Source organism: Flavobacteriales bacterium (assembly GCA_016779995.1).
GTDB lineage: Bacteria > Bacteroidota > Bacteroidia > Flavobacteriales > UBA7312 > UBA8444.
In genome coordinates this window covers 78,567-101,439 of sequence record JADHMO010000007.1, presented here as the reverse complement: position 1 = coordinate 101,439, position 22,873 = coordinate 78,567, and the positions used below count along the sequence as shown (strand labels likewise).

The window sequence follows — 22,873 nt, the reverse complement described above, 5'->3', positions numbered from 1 at the left end:
TCAATACTCTAGCTCTCATTGACCACTCATAAGTAGTACCTGGCTCCATGAAGTAACGTGTTCTGCTAGTACCAGTAAAGGCATTAGAGTTAACAGGACCAGCTGTCATTACTGTCCAAGATGAAGTACCTACCACACGGTAACGAATCATGTAGTGTGATGGTGCAGCAGATGGTGCTGACCAGTTAAACACAACTCTATTGTGAATAATGTTATCCGCAAATAAACCTGTTGGTACAATGTCACAAGGGTTGTCAGTTACTACTGGCTCAGAAATAGTTATAGAAGTTGAAGCTTCACATCCTGAAGTTACATCAGTTACTGTAACAGTGTAGTCACCTGCTGCTAAAGCAAATGAGTTCTGTGGTACACCATTACCATCAGCAACAGTTATTTCGTAGTTGTTAGAACCACCTTGACCTGTTGCTTGAACACTACCATCTGAAGCACCAGCTTCAGAAACATCAGAAGTGCCAATTAAAAATACTTCAAATGAATTACAATAAGTACAACTTCCATCGTCTGTGTTAGCGTTAGGATCAAAGTTATCAGCAGAAGCATCAGTACAACCTGGCACATCTTCAACACACTCTGTACATTCACTGAAACATACAGTTGGTAAATCAATAACTTCACCACATTCTCCTGAGAAGAAGTAGTTTGGTGATGCATCACCTGTTGTTTCAGAAACGCCTAATTGACAAGCTTCAGGAGCAAATCCAATAACACCCCAACCTGACCAACCATCAGCCGCTCCAGTTAAAGCATGAACATACTCATGAACAACGTTAGCTTCTACAGTAGTAGAACCAGTGTAAACGCCGTCTGCATCTTCATCGGATAGAGTAACACCCCAACCAAACCAGTTTGCAAATGATCCATTAATTACTACATTATCGTAATCACCAGAAACAACGTTACCAGCGTCAACACTAAAGTTAACAGTTACAGCATCACAGTAGTTACATGATCCGTCATCTTCAGTAGCATTTGGGTTGTAATTATTTGCAGCAGCATCAGTACATCCTGAAATCAAATCAGAACACTCTGAGCATGAGCCGTAAGTATCAGCAGTTGTTGAACCAGCAGCTACTTGACGATTTGCATATCCAAAATAATCTGTGACAGGAGCACAAGTAGCACCGTTAACCATATCATCGACTAGGTCTTCTTGACTTGCCCAATAGTCAACCATGTATTTGTATTCAACATCGCCTGTAAGATCATCAAATGTAATGCTATAAATACCATCACCATCATCATCTGACATTAGAATATCAGCAGTCCATCCCCAAATTGGTCCTGTAATATGTACAGTAGAGAATTCTACACCTGCACAGTTCATATCAACATTAAATGTAGTTGATACTGAAGCGTATTCACATGAGCCATCATCAACAGTTGCCTCAGAGTTAAAGTTTGTTGCAGCAGCATCAGTACATCCTGAAACAGTTGGTAAAGTAGCAATATCACAAGTATCGTTAACATTTATTGCTACATTACTTTGACTCCACTGCCAGTTTCCGCCAAAGGATTCCTTACTCCACAATACATTAATATCTACTATATCAACATCAGTATTCCATGTCATAGTGTTACTAAACACACCATTACTTGAGTTCATGACTCCAAGGGTATATCCACCAGTAGCACTATTGATAATCATATCATCTATAGGATCAGCATCAGCTGATTCCACTTGAATGATAATAGAGTTTGCACCATTATTTCCAACAGAAATAAATATGCTAGAAGGTACTTCTGCCTCATTCATGAAGTGATAGATTTGAGTATCACAGTAAGGAGATTCTCCATCAACTAAAAACTCACAACTACCATCATCTTCTGAAGCTGCTGGATTGTAGTTCATAGCAGATTCATCAGTACAGCCTGAGATAACTGGACATGTACCATCATTATCGCAAGTTGCGAAACAATGTAATAAAGTCGTGTCTGAATTGATAGCAGGTAAAATTCTATCGTTCCAGTTAGCCGCATCAGCACAAGGAAGACCAGCTATGTTTTCTTTAGCACCCCAGTCGCCACCATGAGCAGGACTATTAAGTAGGGTATAGTTTCCAGTTGTTCCTGAATTGATGTAAGCTACACCAGTCCAAACACCATCGCCATCATCATCAGACAAAGGTAGTGCCATAGCATCACCTAACATACCACCACCAGCATACATGCCGTTAGGGCCTACTTCGATGTTAGCCGTGTTTACAGAAAATGTTACGGCAAAACTTTCTGAATCAGGAGTTTGCGCATAACTTAAATTCGTACTTATGAAGAGGATAAAAATCCAACTAAGTACAACATTTAAAGGTTTAAAAATTGACATTTTATGAAATTATTTTGGTTAGTAAAGTGTCAAAACTACACTTTATGTTCAAAAATCCTAATTACTTAAGTTAATTTTTTTAAAAAATAATCATTTTATGTGTTTTTTACACTTATTCCAATACTTGAAGAAGCTAGGAAAATAACCCTTAATAGGAAATATCCAGTCTCTATCTTCTTTTGTTCCTTCATAAGAATGATTTAAAGGATGTTCTTTATAATATATATGACTCTCTTCAGTAATTTTTTTTAGTTCTTTGAACTCGCCCACATATAATTGTATGTCATTAATATTTTTGGATAAGTCAATCATAAACTCCATTGATTTATTTGAAATTGGATAATTTTCAAAAACAGATGGTTCGACAAGAAGAATTCTATTCGCATCAACATTTACTTTCCATTGTGGGTCGAGATTATAAAAGTTGTATATCAATGTAGGCTTATTGGTGTCAATTTTAATTTCTTCAGTCATTTTGGGTAGGGTGGTAGTCAGTTTTAAGTCAATAAGTTCTACTAATTCATTAGGAATATGTAAATCATTAAACTGATGGTATTCAATATCAAGAAAAGTATTTTGTTGAGTAGTATGGCAATATTTGTTGATATTGTTCTGATTGGCGTAGTACAATTTATTACTATTACTACCGCATACCCATTGCCAACTTAAAGCGTTACTTGCCCAATCTCCGTCTAACAAATAATAATACATCCATTGAGCAGGTAATTTCCAATGAGATTTAGCCACATTACAACAAAGTGATGCTATGTACATACGCAGGTGGTTGTGTATATATCCACTTTCATAAAATTCTGCTATACTATCATCTATAGCTTTGATTGAGGTTTTTCCATCCACAATAGCTTTTGGTATAAGGTGGTTTTTAACGCCATCTTGTTTATTTTTTAAATCAGAATTGATATGGGTGCCTTTATCTATCCAAATTTGTTGCCAATAATCTCTCCATGCTAATTCTTGTACAAATTTTTCGATTTTATAAAATGGATAGCCTTGAGCCATAACATATTCAAAAACTTGTTTGGTAGAAATTACACCTCTAGAAATATAAGGCGATAATTTACTGACATCTCCATCAATATAATTACGGTTTTTGGCGTATTCAACAGGCTTAAGTAGGTCTAACTTTTGAAGTATTTGTGAGAAGTCTGTATTCATTTTGTATAACTATAAAATTAAAAAGTTATACAAAAATACAGTTTTAAGTGATTATATGACTAAAAGCCAAGAGCAAAAACTATTTATTGATTTCTATTTCCTCTAAAAGCTTGATATAATTTATCTTTAATTTCTTCTTCCATGTCTGCTTCAGCTTGTAGATAGCCTTCTTTTCTACCTATAATCATAGCAATAAAAATAGCTTCTCTCAGATTATGACCTTTTTGAAGAATTTTCATCATAGCATCATAGGTGTATTCTGTTTCATCAGCGATTTGTAAAGCAAGCTTTTCAAATTCTACTAATTCTTGTTGGTCACACTCTAAAAGATGACATAGCTTTTCTATTTCAAAAGAGCTCAGATGTTGTATTTTACTTGGAATATTCATAATTACTAATTTCTATACTAATTCAGTTCAAATTTTATGCCAATGTTAAATTTTAGTCAAAATGTCAGTTTTTGCAATAATTGTATGCTTGTAAAGTTATAGCTAAAAACTCAGTCATGTTTAAAAAAACCATCTTTTTTCTTTTGCTATTACCATCACTTCTTTTTTCACAAGAAATTGAAAAGCTCAATGTTTTTTTAGATTGTCACTTAAATTGTGATGAAGATTTCCTTAAAAGAGAAATGCCTTACATTAATTTTATGCGCGAGCCCTCAGATTCTCATGTGCAAATAATTGTTAAATCTCAAAAAAGTGCTAGTGGTGGTAGTCGAATATCATTTAGGTTTATCAGCTCAAAACAATTTAACTCTAAAGAAGATGAGTATTTCATAAATCTCAAACCTGACATTTCTAAAGAAAACCAACGGCAAGAAATTTTAGAGATGCTTAGAAAAGGCTTGTTTTATTATTTATTGAGAAGTGAAGAAGCTAAGAACTTCAATTTAGATTATACAAATACTACAGTTTCTAAAAATAATCTGGATTTAGACCAGTGGAGAAATTGGGTGTTTAGAATTAATTTGAGTGCTTGGCTAGATGCCGAAAAAGGATACAGCAATAGTAATTACAATTCCTCTTTATCCATTAATAAGATAACTGAAAAGTCAAAGTTTTTATCCAACTTTAGGTTGAATAATTCCACGACTAAATACGATTATCCTGATTATAAACTGCAAACCGAAAAGAAAAAATCGTCAATAGAATTTACTTATGTAAAAAGTATTAGTCCTAAGCTATCATTGGGTGGGTTTACTAATATTTCAAGAGATACATATTCTAATTATAATCTAAAACTTCGTTTTGAACCTGCTATTGAGTATAATTTTTATCCTTATGATGAGTCTTCTAAACATCGATTGAGTTTGCTTTATGGCGTCGGTTTGGGTTATAACAACTATATGGATTCAACAATATATTTTAAAACTGAGGAAACATTTCCTCTTCATCAATTTGAAGCTAGATATAATAATATTCAAAAGTGGGGTAGTATAGGTTTAAATTTATATAGCTATCAAATCTTAGATATTGAGGAAATGGGTAAATATTATCTCAATTTTAGTACGGATATAGATTGGAAAATTGTAAAGGGTCTTTCAGTAAATTTATGGTATTGGATAACTCTTAATCGTGCGCAAATTTCTCTAGTTAAAGGTGATGTTTCATCTGAGGATATTCTAACACGTCAGAGAGAATTGGAATCAAATTATAAGTTTTACTTTAATTTTGGTTTGAGTTATACCTTTGGTTCTACAAAAAATAATATTGTAAACTCACGATTTTAATATTTTTGGATTTTAAATTTTTTAACTAGATTTGATAAAACTTAATCTAATACACCAATGTTCAAAAAAATATTACTAGTTCTAATTTTCTCGCCTTTTATTTTACAGGCTCAAGATTGTATCGACTCAACAGCTATTGACCCAGGTTGTCTCTGTGGTCTTATATATGATCCTGTTTGTGGATGTGATGGTGAATTGTATAGCAATCCGTGTGAGGCTACACAGTGTTTTGGTGTTACCTCATATGTTTCGGCATACGATACCAATGGAAATATAATAGATTGTTCTACAGTAGCTACAGATAATTCTATTTGCGACTCTATTAATGTAGTGGTAGAATCATTTAGTCTTTTGACAGAAGAAAGTGGAGCTATACTGACTATTAATATGTCCACCTTCTTTACTTCATCAGAATTCTTTGATTATGCAGGTTTTGTATTGTTAAACTCCGAAGGAGAAGAAATTGCTCAGGAAGGTATGGACGCAGGAAATGTGTATGGTTTTGGTGCTAACTACAGTGATACGAGAACATTATATTTTGAAGAATTTTTTAGTATTCCTTTTGAAGGAACCTTGTTGCTTTTCGAAGGGTTTTTTGCTGGAAACCCTGAGCTTGTCTGTTCATTTCCTATCAGCTTTAGTCTAGATGATTCTGGTATTTCTTTAGAGGGTCAATATAATATAGCCGAAGAATACGATTATGTGGAGTTTACTTCTGATTCTTTGTTTGTTTATGACTTTGAGGAAGACATGGAATGTTACGAGTATATTGCTTTTAGCTATTTAGCTTCGGACTCTCAATTGGTAATTACCAATGCAGACTTTGAGGAGCAAATCATGTTTAATTATGTATTTTCTGAAAATAATATAATGCTAATGACTGCTGGAGAAAATATTTTGTTGGATTACACTTCTTTTGATTCTTCTGAGTGGGAAGAGTGCAATGAAGATTCTACAAGCTGTATTATTTATAATGTATTTGCTGAGGCAGGAGAATGTGATAGTTTAGGTTATTTTATGGTTGATATAGAATTTGATGTGGAAAACCCTATGGCTTACACCTTTACTATTCAGGGTAATGGCACGAATTACGGTTCTTTTGAATATGGAGAGCCCTTTTATCAATTAGGTCCATTTTTAGCTGATGGCGAGACCGAATATGAGTTTGTTATTATTGATAATGAGGATTCTGAATGTTCTAATTACTACGTTTTAGGAACAGTTAGTTGTAATGTTACTTCTAGTATTACAAATTTCGAAATGTCAGACAAACGACTTTTATTTATCAAAAATATTTTAGGTGAAACGGTCAATAAACTAGCACCCAATAACCCATACATCTACTTTTATGATGATGGTAGTTTTGAAAAGAAGATTATTTTTGTACAGTAATTTTTTTGTTGAGTACCCTTGTTAAAATTTAAGCATTTCATAAAATCTGATGATGCCACTTGGATAACATTTATTCATGGAGCAGGTGGTAGTAGTACTATTTGGCACAAACAGGTCAAAGTACTCAAAGAACATTTTAATTTATTGCTCATCGATTTAAGGGGGCATGGTATGTCAAATGACCTTCCTGTAAATGACGATTATTCTTTAGGTATTGTGGTAGATGAAGTGGTTGAAGTTATTCATCATTTAAGCATCAAAAAATCTCATTTCATTGGTGTTTCTTTGGGAACAATTATCATTACCAAGATTTCTGACCTTTATCCTAGTATTGTTGATAAGGTGATACTAAGTGGTGCTATTACGAGTTTTTCAACTCGTACATTATTTCTATTAAGGACAGCACAAGCTATAAAGGGGTTTACTCCTAACATCATTTTATACCGTTTGTTTGCCCTTATAATAATGCCTAGCAAAGAACATAGAGTTTCTAGAAGAGTATTTATCAATGAGGCCAAAAAAATTAAGAACAGAGCCTTTAAAAATTGGCTGAAATTATTGCCAGAAATTAAGCATACTATTGATGATATTTCTAAACTCAAACTTTCTAAACCTACCTTATTTATTTCAGGAATTGAGGATTACCTTTTTGTACGACAAATTGAAGAATATGTAAAAGACAAATCCAATTGTTTTTTTGAAAAAGTAAATAATTCAGGACATATTGTCAATATTGACCAATACCAAACTTTTAATAAATTTGCATTAAAATTCTTAAAATAATCATGAAAAACTTGTTAATCCTTATTGGCTCATTTCTGTTATTAGGCTGTAGTTCAAACTCCCAACCTTTCATCAATTTAAATCCTATTGAATTCCAAACAGCTATTGAAAAAGAAGGAGGTATTATATTAGACGTCAGAACTCCACAAGAGGTAAGTAGTGGTGCCATAGAAAATGCCAGTACAATAGACTTTTATGACCACGATTTTGAACGAAAAATCAGCAAAATTCAAAAAGATAAAACCGTTTTTGTTTATTGTAAGAGTGGAGGTAGAAGTTCTCAAGCTGCCAAATTATTACTCAAGTCTGGACAAGCTAAAGTCGTCAATCTTAGTGGAGGAATTATGGCATGGCAAGCCACTCAATTACCTTTAATACGAACTTCTAAGAAAAAAGATAAATCCATTCAGGAGTTATCCATTTCTGACTTCGATAGTATGCTTAGTCAAAATAATTTAGTGTTAGCAGATTTCCATACTTTGTGGTGTATGCCTTGTCGTAAAATATCCCCTATGATAGACGAGCTGAAAGAAGAATACATTAATTCAGCACAAATTCTTCGAATAGATATGGATAATAGTGAATTACTAGCAGAATCTTTTGAAATTAAGGCGGTACCAACCCTAATACTATTTAAGGAGTCTAAAGAAATATGGAGGCACACTGGCTTAATTAGTAAAGAAGAGCTGACTCGACTATTGGATTCTCACCTATAGTTTAGTCTAAAGTGGAGCTGGTGGGAATCGAACCCACGTCCAAACAAGGAACTCAAGCGCTTTCTACATGTTTATTGTTTTTTGATTGTCGGGAAGGGTAAGGAAAAACACAACCATACTCCAACCTTATCTTCTTAAATTTCGCTTTTTAGTCGAAGCACTAAAAAACTAGCCCAATCTTTTTATGATGCTTCATAAGAACAAAAGCACTGAGCCTTCTTTCATTCAGAAGCAAAGGCGTCCTAAATACTATATTTAGGCTGCCATAGCGTAGTTATACTCGCCATTTAAAAGTGTGTGAATTGATATTTACGAGCCAACAAACAACGCTCGACATGCTTACGGTTAACTTCATCTTGTAGTCAAAACCAGTCAGCCCCAATAACTAAAGAACGAAAGGCAAAAATACAACTTTTTACTTTGATTTTGCCGAATGATTAAAATCCAATATTTTACAGATATAACTTAGAGATAATGACGATGTATTCGGATTTTTAGCAGATAAACTAATATTTTTATTGGCTTAGTGTTACTTGGTAGATACTCGTTTTAAGCTTTAAAATGATAGGTTTGTGTAGTCTAAACACGTTAAAAGCTATAAAGTTAGAAAACATAGTTTTATAAGCGTTTGTTGTAAAAAAAACTTGAAGTGGGGATGAGACTTATCTTAAACATAGCTTTCCTTTTGGTAAATATAGCATTATTCGCTCAGACACCAGGTATTCCATATCAAGCGATATTATTGAGTCAAGATGACCCTCAAGAGCTACCGGGTTATGATTCTGAGTATTCAAATGTACTACGTAATTCATTAGTATCTATACAGTTTTCAATTCAAGATATCAACGGACTAGAATTCAAAGAATATCATTCTGATGTGATTGTAGATGATTATGGCATGATAAATTTAATTGTAGGCAGAGGAACCTACACTTATAATGACTTTTATGAAATGGATTGGAATGGTGAAGAAAAGTGGTTAAAGGTAGAAATTGATTTTGATAATGGTATGGATTTCGATAACCTAGATTATTTACCAATTCACTGGATACCTGGACCAGATAGACAACGCTTGTTCCTTACTGGTGATTCATTAATTATCGAAAATGGAGGAGGAGTAGATTTATCTTCATTACTAGCAACCGCAGGCAATGATAACCAAAGTTTAACACTAGTTGGTAACGTCATTTATTTAGAAAACGGAGGAAGTATAGATTTAACCGACTTGCTAGAAAATGCAGGAACAGACGACCAACGTTTGACACTGACGGGTACCTTGTTGAATTTGGAAGATGGAGGAACGGTTGATTTATCGAACTTGTTAGGTATGGCCGAAGACAATCAGCATTTGACAAACTTTGAAATAGTAGGTTCTACTTTACATATTAGTATTGAAGATGGAAATACACTCTCTTTAGATATATCTCCACTAGCTCACGATTCTACTTTTGTGTCTGAATTGGCTGATGACTCTTTATTTATTAACCTATTGGCTAACGATTCGACACTTATACAAGCTTTTAGCAACAACGGACAGATGTATGAAGTGGTGTTTATAGCTAATAACGGCCAAACAGTTTTTACACCTCCTATGCCTACAAGTCAATCAGCTAATATTGATGTATATAGAAATGGAGCTAGAATAGGATTTACAATAATTAACACCAACTCTATTGAATTGGAAGCTGAGGCAACATGCTATCAGGACGATGAAATACGAATTGTGCAATACTATACACCTTAACACTTTTTTAAAACAGAAACTGAATTATTAACCAAAATTTTAACTATGAAAAAAAATTTTTTAAAACTAGGTATTTTAGCCTTAATGCTTGTAGCAGGTGTAGCAGTACACGCACAATCAACAGGGGCAGATATACCAAGACAAACTGATGCTGCATTAGGTGATGAAACAACACCTGTTGCCGCAACACCTGGTGCTGATGCATTTACTGCACCAACATCTGGAGCAACTACTCAAGGTGGTGCGATTAGACTTATTGACAACAAGGGTACTAAGAAGTATCTACAAGTTCAAAATGGTTTGACGCAACTTACCAACACTGCACCTGACGGTGGTATTATTACCACTTGGCAATTGGGTGGGCAATTAGCTGATGATACTGATATTGATTTCAATGGTCATGTATTTTCTTTCAACAATGTAGTTCAAGTAGATGTAACAGACGCTACTAATGGTGTTCCTGCTACAACTACGACTACAGCAAGTGGTCAAGGGAATACGGGTTGGACTTTATTGGTAAGAGATGAGGCTACTGGTGAGATTAAGAAAATGTTAGCTACTGACTTAATCGTTAGTGGACAAACAGTATTTACAGCTACTGCTGGTACTCTTACTTACGATGTTACTGCTGGTACTCCAGCTATGGTAGGTGCTCAAATTCCTTTACCAGATTATGAGAAAGTATGGGTGTATAGAAATGGTGCCAAATTAGTTGCTGGTATAGATTACACTATTGCGGGTTCTGTAGTAACCTTAGTGGAAAATACAACTGCTCCTAATGACTGGACACTTTTTACAGGTGATGTAATAGAAGTTCAGTATTATAGGTAATAATTTTTTAGTCAAGAGTTAGTATTCTTTATTAACTCTTGACTTTTTTTAATTAATAAAGTTGTGTGTATGCGTTGTTGTTTTATTATTTTTTTTTCTTTTTTTCTCTTTGAGATTAACGCTCAACAAGTAAGAGTTATTGACAATAAAGGAACCTTACAAGACGTCACATCCAATGTAGTAACAACTTCGGCAACTGCACCGACAAATCCTGTTGAGGGAGATGTTTGGTTTGATACGACTACCAATATTTCAAAAATTTACGATGGCTCTGTTTGGAAAGTCATTGATTTAGATAAAGTAACTTCTTCAGCCACAGCCCCTACTACACCTGTTGAGGGCGACATATGGTTTGATACCTCAAATACTAGTACACTAACTAAAGTTTTTGATGGTACAAATTGGCTGCAAATTCAACACATTTCAGATGATCAAAAAATAGATGTCTTCGAAATATTAAACGACTCTTTACAACTGTCCATTGAGGACGATTTAGAGGCAAACAAAAGTATAGCTCTAGCTGATATTGCTAGAGAACCTTGGTTTGGCGATGATGACGATGCAGCTGCTACCACCAACACCGAAGACATTTACCATTTGGGGCGTGTTGGTATAGGTATTAATGACCCTGGTGTTTATAATTTGTTTGTTCAAGGATCAATAGGAATAAATTGGAAAGGAGGTAATCACGAAATGGAGTTTTCTACTCCTGCAGGTCATACGGGCATTATTATTAATAGAAACAGCTTAGGTAGTCGAAGTCGTTTTGAGATGCTTAATGTAAGTAATGCAACGGTAGCTAATCGCTATTTTGAATTAAGTTATAATGGAGAGAATGCGCTTTTTTTACGTAAAGGAGGAAATGTAGGAATTGGTATTGCAGCTCCAACCAAAAAGTTAGACGTCAATGGCGAAGCTCGAGTAAGAACGCTTAATACTGGTATTGTAGGCACCGATGAAATAGTAGTGGCTGATACCGATGGAGTCCTCAAAAAAATACCAGCAAGCAACCTGAACAACGACTGGCAACTGTTGGGCAATAGCGGTACAACCGCTGGGACCAACTTTGTGGGAACCACCGATGCACAAGACTTAGTATTTAAGACCAACAGTATAGAAGCGGCACGATTTAAGAGTGGCGATCAACGCCTATTGTTTGCTAATCCAGGAGACTTTGCCGTACCTGGAGTATCTTCCTCGGCAGTATTGGGCATTGATGGTACTACCCACTCTCGGTTAAGAATAACCGCTGGGGACGATGAAAGCTATAATGATAGTAAAGGGGCAAGTATAGATTTACACGGCAATAATGCTACTGCCAATACGGGCGTGTTAGATTTGGTAGCTGGTAGTGCTGCAAGTGGCTCCAATTCAGCCATTAAGTTTTGGACCAATACCGATGGCAGTAACCAACAAACCAGTGCAGTCATAACTGGAAGTGGAGATATGGGTATAGGTACGACGACACCCTCTGAAAAATTACATATTAATGGTGGAGAGGCAACCACTTTAGCAATCTCTGACAATACCAATGCAGGAAATAATTTGCGACTAGCAATGTATCATGGTGGAGCTAGTGGTAAAGGTATGAGCTTTACTTGGAATGATGTTATTAATTCTAATGTAGGTGGGCTAATAGTCCAAACAATAAATAATACAGGAGGATTTGTTTCAAACCATACAACCTTTAGTCGTGATGGTAACTTAGGTATTGGAGATACTGCTCCAACCAAAAAGCTAGATGTAAATGGTGAGGTACGTATTAGAACTCTAAATGTAGGTGCAGATACTGACGAAATAGTAGTTGCTGATGGTACCGGTGTACTAAAAAAACGAACCATTTCTGATATTAATCAAGAGCCTTGGTTTGGAACAGATGATAATGCAGGTGCTACCCTAAATACAGAGAATATCTATCAAATGGGAAAAGTAGGTGTAGGTATTAATCCAACAGCGAAACTTCATATAGGTTCAGCATTAGGTTCAGTACCAGCAATTGGATTAGTTAGAGTTGGAAGTAATTTAAACTATTCAGGTCAAACTAATAATATTTTATTATCTGTAGCACCTGGAGTGGTTAATGTAGATGCACCGGGAGTAGTTGGTGGTAGATTTAAAATTGATAAAGATGGTAATGTAGGAATAGGCACCACGGCACCAAGTGAAAAGTTAGAGGTAAATGGTATAGCACAAGCCAAAGCATATAAATCAAAAGTGCATACTGTTAGAAGAACTTCAGATTTTACTACAAGCAATAGTAACGCTTGGGCTCAGTTTGCTAATTTGACACAAACTATTACCTTAACTCATCAGGCTACAGTACTTATTACTTATAACATTTCTATGGTTGGCAGCTTACATTTAGTTAGTCGATTGAAAGTTAATAATACTGTTGTACAAAAAGCTATAACTGGTAATTCACAATATTGGACAAATAGTGGTAACTGGTCTCAAACATTAGCAGCTGGAACCCATACTATTGTAGTTGAATACCGAACACCTTCTTCAAGAACATTATCTCCTAGTCTTGATTGGAATGAGGCGGTTCTACAAGTTACAATTCTTGGAGAGCAGTAGTTTTCAGTAGTATTATAAGAATGTATCAATCGGATATAAGGTAGTAATTTTTTAATATCGGTTAATTATAATTTTTATATTTAACGATATTATTGTATTTTTGTGGAGTGAATATTGATTTAACATATAGAACAACATTAGAGAACACTTTTGAACGTTTGTTTGATAAACAAACACAACTTCAGAAAAGTCGTCCTATTAGTGCTGCTTCACTTAGAAATTTAAAAGAAAGCCTATCATTGGAATGGACATATAATTCTAATAGTATAGAAGGTAATACGCTCAGTTTGCGTGAAACTCAAATGGTTCTACAGGAGGGTATTACTATCAAAGGCAAATCTCTGCGAGAACATTTTGAAGCTAAAAATCACGAAAACGCATTGTTTTTACTAGAAAAATTAGTTTCTACTAAAACCTCACTTTCATTAAATGTAATTTTAGATTTACATGCTCTAATTTTACGTTCTATCGAAGATGATCAAGCAGGTAGAATACGCAATGCTGGAGTTAGAATTTCAGGTGCAAATTTTATTCCTCCAAATGCTCGTAAGGTGACTTTCTTGTTAGAAGAACTTATCTCTTTTGTTAATTCAAATCCTTTAAATCTGAATATCATTGAGCTAGCAACAATTTTTCATCATCAATTCGTTTGGATTCATCCATTTTTTGACGGCAACGGTCGTACGGCTCGATTATCTATGAATTTAATTTTAATGTCTTTTGGTTTTCCACCTGCTATTATTCTTCGAAATGATAGGAAGAAATACTATTCTGCATTGAATGCTGCCAATAATGGTAATTATCAAAAACTTATGCTCCTTGTTGCTCAAGCTCTTGAACGTACTCTAAATATTTATATCAATGCTTTGCCTGGAGTAGATTATGGCTATGATGAAATTTCCAATATTGTAGAAGAAGATGATGTTCCTTATGGTCAGGAATATGTTAGTTTGTTAGCCAGACAAGGAAAAATAGATGCCTATAAAGAGGGTAAAAATTGGTTAACTTCAAAAGAAGCGATTTTAAATTATATACATAATAGAAAACGTGCTCGCTAGATTTATTGATTGGTTTATAAGTTATTTATTGGATATTTTCTTTTAATTTTGAAGCATGACTGAAATCAAAATTGGTATACTTAAAGAGGGTAAAACTCCACCAGATAAAAGAGTGTCTTTGACACCTATTCAATGCAAGAATTTGATTACTCAATATCCAAATCTAAGTTTGGTGGTTCAAAAAAGTCCCATCCGTTGTTTTGATGACGAAGAGTATGCTAATTTAGGTATTCAATTAGTCGATGATGTGTCCGATTGTGATGTGTTATTTGGTATAAAAGAGGTTGTAAAATCAGAATTACTAGAGCGTAAAACCTACTTTTATTTTTCACATACTATTAAGGAACAAAGCTACAACAGAGCTTTGTTACAAACTATGATTGCTAAAGGGATTTCAATGGTAGATTACGAAACCTTAACTCATGCAAATGGCAAACGAATTCTAGGTTTTGGTCGCTATGCTGGAGTAGTGGGCTGCTATAACGGTTTTTTGGCTTATGGAAAAAGAACAAAACGATATTCTTTAAAAGCGGCTCATTTGTGTCAAAATCGATTGGAACTTGAACAGGAATTGCAAAAAGTGAATTTACCCGCCGTTAAAATTATTGTTTCTGGTAATGGTAGAGTAGGGCATGGGGCATTAGAAATCATTAAGCAATTAAATATTAGAGAAGTCAGTAAAGAAGAATTTGTATCTCATAGTTTTGACGAAGCTGTCTATGTGCATTTGGATTTTTACGATTATAACGAACGAATTGATGGTTCTACATTTTCGAATAAAGATTTTTTCTCAAATCCTGAATGGTTCCAGTCTAGCTTTATGAACTATGCTTCTTGTGCAGATATCTTCATTGCTGGGCATTATTATGGCAAAGGCTCACCTTATCTATTTACTAGAGAAGATGCAAAATCCTCAGATTTTAAAATACGTACTATTGCTGATATTTCTTGCGATATTGATGGTCCAGTTGCTTCAACTATTCGACCGTCTACCATTGCAGAGCCAATTTATGGTTATAATCCTCATACAGAATCTGAAGATGTCTTTGATAAAGATGATGTGATTACTGTAATGGCTGTAGATAATTTACCTTGTGAGTTGCCAAAAGATGCTTCTGAAGATTTTGGTAATGCTCTCCTTCAACAGGTTTTCCCTTGTTTGCTTGGTGAAGACTCAGAGCAAATTATTGCTCGAGCTACAATTTGTGAGAATGGTGATTTGACTAAAAATTTCGAGTATTTAAGAGAATACGTCAATACTAAAGACTAAATCGATTTTAAATCAGCTATAGTTTTTGAAGGGTTTTCAGATTTAAAAACAAAACTTCCTGCTACCAATACATCGGCTCCTGCTTGTTTCAATAGGGGGGCATTACTAGAGTTAACGCCGCCATCAATCTCAATTTTAGTAGAGGCATTTTTACTCTGAATTAAGTTTTTCAATTCTCTGACTTTTTGATACGTATTTTCTATAAATGACTGACCACCAAAGCCAGGATTTACTGACATTAAACAAACTAAGTCAATATCTTGAATAGTGTCTTTTAACAAATCTACAGACGTATGAGGATTGAGTGCCACACCTGCTAACATACCTTCCGCTTTAATAGCTTGTAAAGTTCGGTGCAAATGAGTACAGGCTTCATAATGGACCGTTAAGATATCTGCACCAACTTCTTTAAAGGTTTTAATGTATCTATCTGGGTCAACAATCATCAAATGTACGTCCATTGTTTTTTTACTGTGTTTTTTGATAGCTTTAATAACAGGCATACCAAAAGATATATTGGGTACAAAAACACCGTCCATTACATCGATATGAAACCAATCGGCTTGACTTTCGTTAAGCATTTCACAATCTTTTTCAAGATTGGCGAAATCGGCGGCTAAAAGTGATGGTGCTATTAAATGTGACATAGTTGTTAGATTATTTGTGCAACAAAGTTAAAAAAAAAGAGAGCCGAAGCTCTCTTTAGTTTATCCCAAATAGGTTTTTAATATTTTACTTCTAGAAGTATGTTTCAGTCGGCGAACAGCTTTTTCCTTTATCTGTCTCACTCTTTCTCTAGTTAAGTCAAAGGCTTCGCCAATTTCTTCAAGAGTCATAGCGTGAGCACCATTCAAACCAAAATAGGCTTTTACTACTTCTCCTTCTCTAGGAGTTAGTGTAGCCAGAGCTCTTCCGATTTCTTGTCTTAGTGAATCAATCATTAAGCCTTCATCAGGATTCGGACTATCTTCACTACCGATGACATTATACATGTTACTGTCTTCTCCTTCTACTAAAGGAGCGTCCATAGAAACGTGACGGCCAGAATTTTTCATAGCTTGTTTGACTTCATCTTCGGTCAAATCCAATTCTTTAGCCACTTCCTCAGCAGTTGGCGGTCTTTCCAATTGTTGTTCTAATAGGGCGTAAGCTTTATTGATTTTATTGATTGAACCAATTTTGTTTAATGGAAGTCTCACAATTCTAGACTGTTCAGCTAGAGCTTGAAGAATAGATTGACGAATCCACCAAACGGCATAGGAGATGAATTTGAAACCACGAGTTTCATCGAAACGTCTGGCAGCTTTTATCAAACCAAGATTTCCTTCATTGATTAAATCGGGAAGTGATAAACCTTGATTTTGATATTGCTTAGCTACTGAAACTACAAATCGTAGATTGGCTTTGGTAAGCTTCTCAAGAGCCATTTCATCACCTGCTTTGATACGTTGAGCTAATTCGACTTCTTCTTCTGCAGTAATAAGGTCTACACGACCAATTTCTTGCAAATATTTATCTAGTGAGGCGGTTTCTCTGTTAGTTACCTGTTTGGTGATTTTTAGCTGTCTCATTTTGTAATTTAAAAATTAATAATTCGGTTGTTCCAGCATTCTTTTACGCTGTAAACAATCAAAGGTTACAACTATTGATTATTTTTTTCAGGTTTTGGTAAAAGTACTTTTCTTGACAACCTTAATTTTCCAGATTTAGGATCAATTTCAGTTAATTTAACTTCTACTTTATCGCCTTCTTTTAAAACATCTTCAACGTTTTCTACTCTTTCCCAATTGATTTCAGAAATGTGTAATAAACCGTCTGTTCCTTTGCCAATATTTACAAACGCACCATAAGGCATTACAGAGCGAACAGTACCTGTATAAACATCTCCTACTTCAGGAGTAAATGTCAATGCTTTAATTTCTGATATAGCATTATCTAATAACTCTTGAGTAGTTCCTAAAATCTCTACTTTTCCTTGATTGTCGATTTCCTCGATAGTTATTGTAGTATCGGTATCAGATTGAAGTTGCTGGATAATTTTTCCACCAGGTCCAATTACTGCTCCAATAGTATCTTTTGGAATGAACATGACATGTATTTTTGGCACATGAGGTTTAAGTTGAGCTCTTGTTTCAGAAATAGTATCCGTTAATTTTCCTAAGATATGTAGCCTTCCAGCCTTGGATTGCTCTAACGCTTGAGTAAGAATTTCATACGATAAGCCTTCTATTTTGATATCCATTTGACATGCAGTAATACCATCTTTAGTACCACATACTTTAAAGTCCATATCACCTAAGAAATCTTCGTCTCCTAAGATGTCTGATAATACTGCAAAATTACCACCATCAGTAATTAATCCCATAGCAATTCCTGAAACAGGTTTTCTTAACTTAACACCTGCGTCCATCAGTGCCATAGTACCCGCACATACCGTAGCCATTGAAGACGAACCGTTAGATTCAAGTATGTCAGAAACTACTCTTACTGTGTAAGGGTTTTCTTCATCTATCATTCTAGATAAAGCTCTTTGTGCTAGGTTTCCGTGACCTATTTCTCTTCTACTTACTCCTCTGATTGGTCTTGCTTCACCAGTAGAAAATGGTGGAAAATTGTAGTGAAGATAGAATCTTTCAGAACCTACTTCTGTAACGCCATCAATTCTATTCTCATCCATTTTAGTACCTAAAGTAACTGTTGTTAGAGATTGTGTTTCGCCTCTAGTAAATAGTGCAGAACCATGAGGTCTTGGAAGATAATCAACTTCACACCAAATTGGACGAATATCAGAAGGGCTACGACCATCTAAACGAACATTTTCGTTAAGCACCATGTCTCTAACAGCTTTTTTCTCTGCTTTCTTGAAGTAAGCACCTAGCATAAAGCTCTTTTCTGCTAATTCTTCTTCAGAAAGTGTTTCTTTGAAAGCGTCTTTAATGGCTTTGAAGTCGTTACTTCTAGCGTGTTTTTCAGAGGCTTTTTTTGCTACAGTGTAGAATTTGTCGTAGCAATATGCCATTACATTGTCCTCTAATTCTTTATCGTGATTCTCGTGAGAGTATTCTCTTTTAGTTTCTGTACCTACTGCTTTAGTTAGTTCTAATTGAACAGCACAGTGGTTTTTTATTTCATCGTGAGCAAATTTGATAGCCTCTACCATTTCTGTTTCAGAAATTTCGTCCATTTCACCCTCAACCATTGCTACGCTATCTGCTGATGCACCGATAACCATATCAATATCAGATTCTTCTAATTGAGCAGGGGTAGGGTTAGCTATTAATTCGCCATTTACTCGACCCACTCTAACTTCAGAGATAGGACCGTTAAATGGTATGTCAGAAACTGCAAGTGCAGCAGATGCACCTAAACCTGCTAGTGCTTCTGGACATACGTTTTCATCGTGCGATACTAGTGATAACATAATTTGTGTTTCAGCATGGTAGTCGCTTGGGAAAAGTGGACGTAGTATTCTGTCTACTAATCTCATTATTAATATTTCGTGATCTGTTGGTCTAGCTTCACGCTTTAAAAAGCCACCTGGAAAACGTCCGTCGGCAGCAAATTTTTCTCTATAATCTACGGTTAGCGGTAGAAAGTCTACATCATCTTTGCCCTCTAAGTTAGATACTACAGTAGCTAACAGAACAGAATTACCCATTCTTAATTCAACTGATCCATGTGCTTGTTTAGCGAGTTTACCAGTTCTTATTTCAATGGTTCTACCATCTTTCTGTTCAATTTTTTTTACAATTTCTTTCATTTTTCTTTGTCTATTTACATACTAACGGATTTATACACAAAAAGGCAATTGAAAAATTGCCTTTTGCGTATTGTCCGCTTAGAAGATACCTTATCTTCTTATTCCTAAATCTTTGATTAACGCTCTGTATTTCTCGATATCTTTATTCATTAAGTAATCAAGAAGACCTCTTCTCTTACCGACAAGAAGTTGTAGCGAACGTTGTGTGTTTTTATCTTTTCTGTTATTTTTTAAGTGACCTGTAAGGTAAGATATTCTGTTGGTAAATAATGCTATTTGACCTTCAGTTGAACCTGTATTTTTTGAGTCACCGCCATATTTTTTAAAAATGGCGTCTTTTTCTTTAGCAGTTAAATGCATTCTATTTTATTTTTTTTATCCTAAAAATTGGTTTGCAAATATAGAAAAACTTTTAAATAAAGAAAGATAATTCTCTTTATTTCTAGGAAGTGTACATATCTAGTAAGAGAGAGACTTTGGATTTAAGGTTTTTTCGTTCAACTATAAAGTCTAAAAATCCGTGCTCTAAGACAAATTCAGAGGTTTGAAATCCTTCGGGTAAACTTTTACCGATAGTTTCTTTAACTACTCTAGGACCAGCAAAACCAATTAAAGCTCCAGGTTCAGCAATATTGACATCACCTAACATGGCAAATGATGCTGTTACTCCACCTGTTGTAGGGTCTGTTAATAGTGAAATATAGGGCAGTTTAGCTTGTGCAAGTAAAGAGAGGTTAGCTGATGTTTTTGCCATTTGCATCAATGAAAAAGCGGCTTCCATCATTCTTGCTCCTCCTGATTTAGAAATCATCATGAAACCACACTTTTGTTTAATAGCGTGTTGTATGGCTCTACTGATTTTTTCTCCAACAACAGCACCCATAGAACCTCCAATGAAATTAAAGTTCATACAAGCAATGACAAGGGGTTTACCCTCGATTTTACCAAAGCCTGTTGTAATAGCATCTTTAAGACCTGTTTTTTCTTTTGACTGAACTAGTCTGTCTATGTATTTTTTAGTGTCTTCAAATTTTAAGGGGTCTTCAGATTCCATTTTAGAATCTAGCTCCTTGAATTTGCCTTCGTCAAAAAGAATTGAAAAGTAGCCGTTAGCATTTATTCTTTCATGATAGCTGCATTTTTGACATACGCTTAATTCTGATTTATGCTCTTCGGTTGGTACAATATGTTTACATTTAGGACATTTATACCACAATCCTTCAGGGATTTCCTTTTTGTCATTGGTGGAAGTAGTAATGCCTCCTTGTATTCTTTTGAACCAACCCATTTTGTTTATTTCAAGGTATTAACGTTATTTAAATCAGCAAATGCTTGATTGAGACGAATTTTGAAAGCTTCTTCACCCTTTCTTTGCCATACTCTAGGGTCGTAATACTTCTTGTTCGGAATATCACTGCCATCAGGGTTTCCTATCTGACTGGAAATGTAATCTTTCTTTTCGTTCATGTAATCCCTTACTCCAGAGGTAAAAGCGTATTGAAAATCAGTGTCTAGATTCATTTTAATGACTCCATATCCTATCGCTTCTCTTATATCTTCAACAGAGGATCCTGAGCCTCCGTGAAATACAAAATTAACTGGATTTTCTTTGGTGCCAAATTTCTCTTGTATGTGTAATTGAGAGTTTTTAAGAATTTTGGGTTGTAAATCCACATTACCAGGCTTATAAACACCGTGAACATTTCCAAAAGCTGCAGCTACTGTAAATCTATCACTAACCTTCATCAACTCTTCGTATGCATAGGCGACTTCTTCGGGTTGGGTGTAAAGTTTTGAACTATCTACGTCAGAATTATCTACACCATCTTCTTCACCACCAGTAATACCTAATTCAATTTCTAAAGTCATATCCATTTTGCTCATTCTTTCTAAGTAGCGTTTACAGATATCAATATTTTCTTCTAGTGGTTCTTCTGATAAATCTATCATGTGTGAGCTGTACAATGACTTACCATGAACTCTATAAAAGTCTTCACTAGCATCAAGCAGTCCATCTATCCAAGGTAAGAGCTTTTTAGCACAATGGTCAGTATGTAGTATAATTGTCGCACCATAAAGTTCTGCTAATTGGTGTGTGTGCATAGCACCAGAGATGCCACCTGCTATAGCTGATTGATGCTTATCGTTTGAGAGCCCTTTTCCAGCAAAAAATTGACTTCCTCCAGCTGAAAATTGAACCATAGCAGGAGAGTTATTATCTCTTGCAGCTTCCAAAACAGCATTAACACTACTTGTGTTAACAACATTGATTGCAGGTAATGCATACCCGTGTTTTTTAGCATGTTCAAAAATCTCTTGCACTTCGTTTCCTGTGGCTACGCCCGCTTTTATCATCTTAAAATTTTATTAGGTTGGTTATTATGGCAAATGTATTAAATACTATTTTTTATTGAATGTTTCATCAAGATATTTTTTTACTTTCGGCTTAAAGTTTTAAACACAGAATGTTAACTAAGAATCAAATTAAATTAATTCGTTCATTATCTCTCAAGAAGAATAGGCTAAAACATGGTTTATTTATTGTTGAAGGGGAAAAGCTAGTAAATGAAGTCCTTAGTTCTGACTGGACGGTAGAGGCTATCTATGCTACAAAAGAATGGTTAGGAGAAAATGCAATAATCATTTCCAATAACGATTTAAGTAGGATTTCATCTCTAAAGACACCAAATAAAGTAATAGCCGTAGTTCAAATTAAAAAGGATTCTTTGGATATTACTGGTAATACAGTTTTAGCATTGGATGGTGTCAAAGACCCTGGTAATCTTGGCACTATTATACGTCTTGCTGATTGGTTTGGAGTTAAAGATATTATTTGTTCAGATGACTGTGTGGATTATTTAAATCCTAAAGTGGTTCAGTCAAGTATGGGGTCTTTTACTAGAGTTAACCTTCATTATACAAGTTTAATAGATGCATTCAAAAAATATTCTGATTATAAATTGTTTATGACAGTGTTAAATGGTAGTCCACTTAGCGAATTGACAAAAGATGATAAAAAGATTATTGTTATGGGTAGTGAGTCTAAGGGTATTAGTAAAGAGATTTTAGAATTAACAAGTGAAAAAATTACTATTCCTAAATCTAAATCTTCAAAGGCCGAATCATTAAATGTATCTGTAGCTGCAGCAATTATTCTCTCTGCTATTTAAGCTTTTTGGTGTAATTAGCCAATAAGCCTGTCCATTTACATGATTTACAACAAAAACGTTTAAAACCAAATATGCTTAGAGTTAGCACGTTAATTTGTTTGTCGTATATTTTACTTTTATATCTATCTAAAGGTTTGCTGCAAATAGGGCAACAATTACTATATGTTTTATTTTTTAATCTAGACTTAAAGAGTCTTAATCTTAGTACAAACAATACTATAAGATATACGAAGATTAATAGAACAATTAATGCAATTAAATCCAACTTGAAATAGCTTAGTGTTATTAATACAATTTTTTTAGCTAACTTAGATTATTTTCTA

The 22,873-nt window shown here is 34.7% G+C and carries 19 protein-coding genes and 1 other RNA gene; 10 read left to right on the top strand and 10 right to left on the bottom strand.

Going from position 1 to position 22,873, the window contains the following annotated elements; all coding sequences use genetic code 11:
* The 3 genes from ISP71_06140 to ISP71_06130 form a co-directional block, all read right to left on the bottom strand.
* The coding region (locus ISP71_06140) for a fibronectin type III domain-containing protein (GenBank protein MBL6663669.1) at positions 1 to 2,341 on the bottom strand (2,341 nt) is incomplete at its 3' end.
* A gap of 90 nt (positions 2,342 to 2,431) precedes the next feature.
* A complete protein-coding gene (locus ISP71_06135; protein ID MBL6663668.1) occupies positions 2,432 to 3,517 on the bottom strand; it encodes a deoxyribodipyrimidine photolyase in 1,086 nt (361 codons plus the stop codon).
* Between the two features lie 83 nt (positions 3,518 to 3,600).
* A complete protein-coding gene (locus ISP71_06130; protein ID MBL6663667.1) occupies positions 3,601 to 3,906 on the bottom strand; it encodes a hypothetical protein in 306 nt (101 codons plus the stop codon).
* Between the two features lie 116 nt (positions 3,907 to 4,022).
* Between ISP71_06130 and ISP71_06125 the strand changes: the two genes are divergently transcribed.
* The 4 genes from ISP71_06125 to ISP71_06110 are packed head-to-tail and all read left to right on the top strand — an operon-like array spanning position 4,023 to position 8,140.
* Positions 4,023 to 5,249, top strand: coding sequence for a DUF481 domain-containing protein (locus ISP71_06125; GenBank protein ID MBL6663666.1), 1,227 nt, complete (start codon positions 4,023 to 4,025; stop codon positions 5,247 to 5,249).
* 57 nt (positions 5,250 to 5,306) lie between these two features.
* Positions 5,307 to 6,641, top strand: coding sequence for a hypothetical protein (locus ISP71_06120; protein ID MBL6663665.1), 1,335 nt, complete (start codon positions 5,307 to 5,309; stop codon positions 6,639 to 6,641).
* Between the two features lie 18 nt (positions 6,642 to 6,659).
* The gene (locus tag ISP71_06115; protein ID MBL6663664.1) at positions 6,660 to 7,424 is read left to right on the top strand and encodes an alpha/beta hydrolase; all 765 of its coding nucleotides are present in this window, start codon (positions 6,660 to 6,662) and stop codon (positions 7,422 to 7,424) included.
* Between the two features lie 2 nt (positions 7,425 to 7,426).
* Complete coding sequence (locus tag ISP71_06110; GenBank protein MBL6663663.1) at positions 7,427 to 8,140, top strand: thioredoxin fold domain-containing protein; 714 nt, start codon at positions 7,427 to 7,429, stop codon at positions 8,138 to 8,140.
* A 9-nt stretch (positions 8,141 to 8,149) separates the two neighbouring features.
* On the opposite strand, the gene ssrA is transcribed toward ISP71_06110, so the two are convergent.
* Positions 8,150 to 8,520: a transfer-messenger RNA gene (gene ssrA / locus ISP71_06105) on the bottom strand.
* Positions 8,521 to 8,795: 275 nt separating this feature from the next.
* Here ssrA and ISP71_06100 point away from each other — a divergent pair.
* The 5 genes from ISP71_06100 to ISP71_06080 all read left to right on the top strand — a co-directional run bounded on the left by ISP71_06100 (position 8,796) and on the right by ISP71_06080 (position 15,620).
* A complete protein-coding gene (locus ISP71_06100; GenBank protein MBL6663662.1) occupies positions 8,796 to 9,884 on the top strand; it encodes a hypothetical protein in 1,089 nt (362 codons plus the stop codon).
* Positions 9,885 to 9,929: 45 nt separating this feature from the next.
* Positions 9,930 to 10,715 carry a hypothetical protein gene (locus ISP71_06095; protein ID MBL6663661.1) on the top strand — a complete coding sequence of 262 codons (786 nt, stop codon included), beginning with the start codon at positions 9,930 to 9,932 and terminating at the stop codon, positions 10,713 to 10,715.
* Between the two features lie 69 nt (positions 10,716 to 10,784).
* Positions 10,785 to 13,292 carry a hypothetical protein gene (locus tag ISP71_06090; GenBank protein ID MBL6663660.1) on the top strand — a complete coding sequence of 836 codons (2,508 nt, stop codon included), beginning with the start codon at positions 10,785 to 10,787 and terminating at the stop codon, positions 13,290 to 13,292.
* Between the two features lie 107 nt (positions 13,293 to 13,399).
* Complete coding sequence (locus tag ISP71_06085; protein MBL6663659.1) at positions 13,400 to 14,350, top strand: Fic family protein; 951 nt, start codon at positions 13,400 to 13,402, stop codon at positions 14,348 to 14,350.
* Positions 14,351 to 14,414: 64 nt separating this feature from the next.
* Positions 14,415 to 15,620 (top strand): alanine dehydrogenase, encoded by a 1,206-nt coding sequence (locus tag ISP71_06080; protein MBL6663658.1) that lies wholly within the window; start codon positions 14,415 to 14,417, stop codon positions 15,618 to 15,620.
* Here the strand turns inward: ISP71_06080 and ISP71_06075 are convergent.
* From ISP71_06075 to fbaA, 6 genes are all read right to left on the bottom strand, one after another.
* Positions 15,617 to 16,267 carry a ribulose-phosphate 3-epimerase gene (locus ISP71_06075; GenBank protein ID MBL6663657.1) on the bottom strand — a complete coding sequence of 217 codons (651 nt, stop codon included), beginning with the start codon at positions 16,265 to 16,267 and terminating at the stop codon, positions 15,617 to 15,619. The two genes, ISP71_06080 and ISP71_06075, sit on opposite strands and share 4 nt — an antisense overlap.
* Before the next feature lie 60 nt (positions 16,268 to 16,327).
* The gene (locus ISP71_06070) at positions 16,328 to 17,191 is read right to left on the bottom strand and encodes a sigma-70 family RNA polymerase sigma factor (GenBank protein MBL6663656.1); all 864 of its coding nucleotides are present in this window, start codon (positions 17,189 to 17,191) and stop codon (positions 16,328 to 16,330) included.
* A 71-nt stretch (positions 17,192 to 17,262) separates the two neighbouring features.
* Positions 17,263 to 19,380: a polyribonucleotide nucleotidyltransferase gene (locus tag ISP71_06065; GenBank protein MBL6663655.1), complete on the bottom strand. Its 2,118-nt coding sequence runs from the start codon at positions 19,378 to 19,380 to the stop codon at positions 17,263 to 17,265.
* Between the two features lie 90 nt (positions 19,381 to 19,470).
* Positions 19,471 to 19,740 carry a 30S ribosomal protein S15 gene (rpsO, locus tag ISP71_06060; protein ID MBL6663654.1) on the bottom strand — a complete coding sequence of 90 codons (270 nt, stop codon included), beginning with the start codon at positions 19,738 to 19,740 and terminating at the stop codon, positions 19,471 to 19,473.
* An 82-nt stretch (positions 19,741 to 19,822) separates the two neighbouring features.
* The gene (locus tag ISP71_06055) at positions 19,823 to 20,668 is read right to left on the bottom strand and encodes an acetyl-CoA carboxylase carboxyltransferase subunit beta (GenBank protein ID MBL6663653.1); all 846 of its coding nucleotides are present in this window, start codon (positions 20,666 to 20,668) and stop codon (positions 19,823 to 19,825) included.
* A gap of 5 nt (positions 20,669 to 20,673) precedes the next feature.
* Positions 20,674 to 21,735 carry a class II fructose-bisphosphate aldolase gene (fbaA, locus tag ISP71_06050; protein ID MBL6663652.1) on the bottom strand — a complete coding sequence of 354 codons (1,062 nt, stop codon included), beginning with the start codon at positions 21,733 to 21,735 and terminating at the stop codon, positions 20,674 to 20,676.
* A gap of 110 nt (positions 21,736 to 21,845) precedes the next feature.
* Between fbaA and ISP71_06045 the strand changes: the two genes are divergently transcribed.
* A complete protein-coding gene (locus ISP71_06045) occupies positions 21,846 to 22,550 on the top strand; it encodes an RNA methyltransferase (protein ID MBL6663651.1) in 705 nt (234 codons plus the stop codon).
* The last annotated feature ends 323 nt before the right edge of the window (positions 22,551 to 22,873 follow it).

What these genes read in the sequence shown, in the direction of transcription:
- ISP71_06135 (MBL6663668.1), bottom strand. Translation starts at nt 3,517, where the DNA reads ATGAATACAGACTTCTCACAAATACTTCAAAAGTTAGACCTACTTAAG.
- ISP71_06130 (MBL6663667.1), bottom strand. Translation starts at nt 3,906, where the DNA reads ATGAATATTCCAAGTAAAATACAACATCTGAGCTCTTTTGAAATAGAA.
- ISP71_06125 (MBL6663666.1), top strand. Translation starts at nt 4,023, where the DNA reads ATGTTTAAAAAAACCATCTTTTTTCTTTTGCTATTACCATCACTTCTT.
- ISP71_06120 (MBL6663665.1), top strand. Translation starts at nt 5,307, where the DNA reads ATGTTCAAAAAAATATTACTAGTTCTAATTTTCTCGCCTTTTATTTTA.
- ISP71_06110 (MBL6663663.1), top strand. Translation starts at nt 7,427, where the DNA reads ATGAAAAACTTGTTAATCCTTATTGGCTCATTTCTGTTATTAGGCTGT.
- ISP71_06100 (MBL6663662.1), top strand. Translation starts at nt 8,796, where the DNA reads ATGAGACTTATCTTAAACATAGCTTTCCTTTTGGTAAATATAGCATTA.
- ISP71_06095 (MBL6663661.1), top strand. Translation starts at nt 9,930, where the DNA reads ATGAAAAAAAATTTTTTAAAACTAGGTATTTTAGCCTTAATGCTTGTA.
- ISP71_06090 (MBL6663660.1), top strand. Translation starts at nt 10,785, where the DNA reads ATGCGTTGTTGTTTTATTATTTTTTTTTCTTTTTTTCTCTTTGAGATT.
- ISP71_06075 (MBL6663657.1), bottom strand. Translation starts at nt 16,267, where the DNA reads ATGTCACATTTAATAGCACCATCACTTTTAGCCGCCGATTTCGCCAAT.
- ISP71_06070 (MBL6663656.1), bottom strand. Translation starts at nt 17,191, where the DNA reads ATGAGACAGCTAAAAATCACCAAACAGGTAACTAACAGAGAAACCGCC.
- ISP71_06065 (MBL6663655.1), bottom strand. Translation starts at nt 19,380, where the DNA reads ATGAAAGAAATTGTAAAAAAAATTGAACAGAAAGATGGTAGAACCATT.
- rpsO (MBL6663654.1), bottom strand. Translation starts at nt 19,740, where the DNA reads ATGCATTTAACTGCTAAAGAAAAAGACGCCATTTTTAAAAAATATGGC.
- ISP71_06055 (MBL6663653.1), bottom strand. Translation starts at nt 20,668, where the DNA reads ATGGGTTGGTTCAAAAGAATACAAGGAGGCATTACTACTTCCACCAAT.
- fbaA (MBL6663652.1), bottom strand. Translation starts at nt 21,735, where the DNA reads ATGATAAAAGCGGGCGTAGCCACAGGAAACGAAGTGCAAGAGATTTTT.
- ISP71_06045 (MBL6663651.1), top strand. Translation starts at nt 21,846, where the DNA reads ATGTTAACTAAGAATCAAATTAAATTAATTCGTTCATTATCTCTCAAG.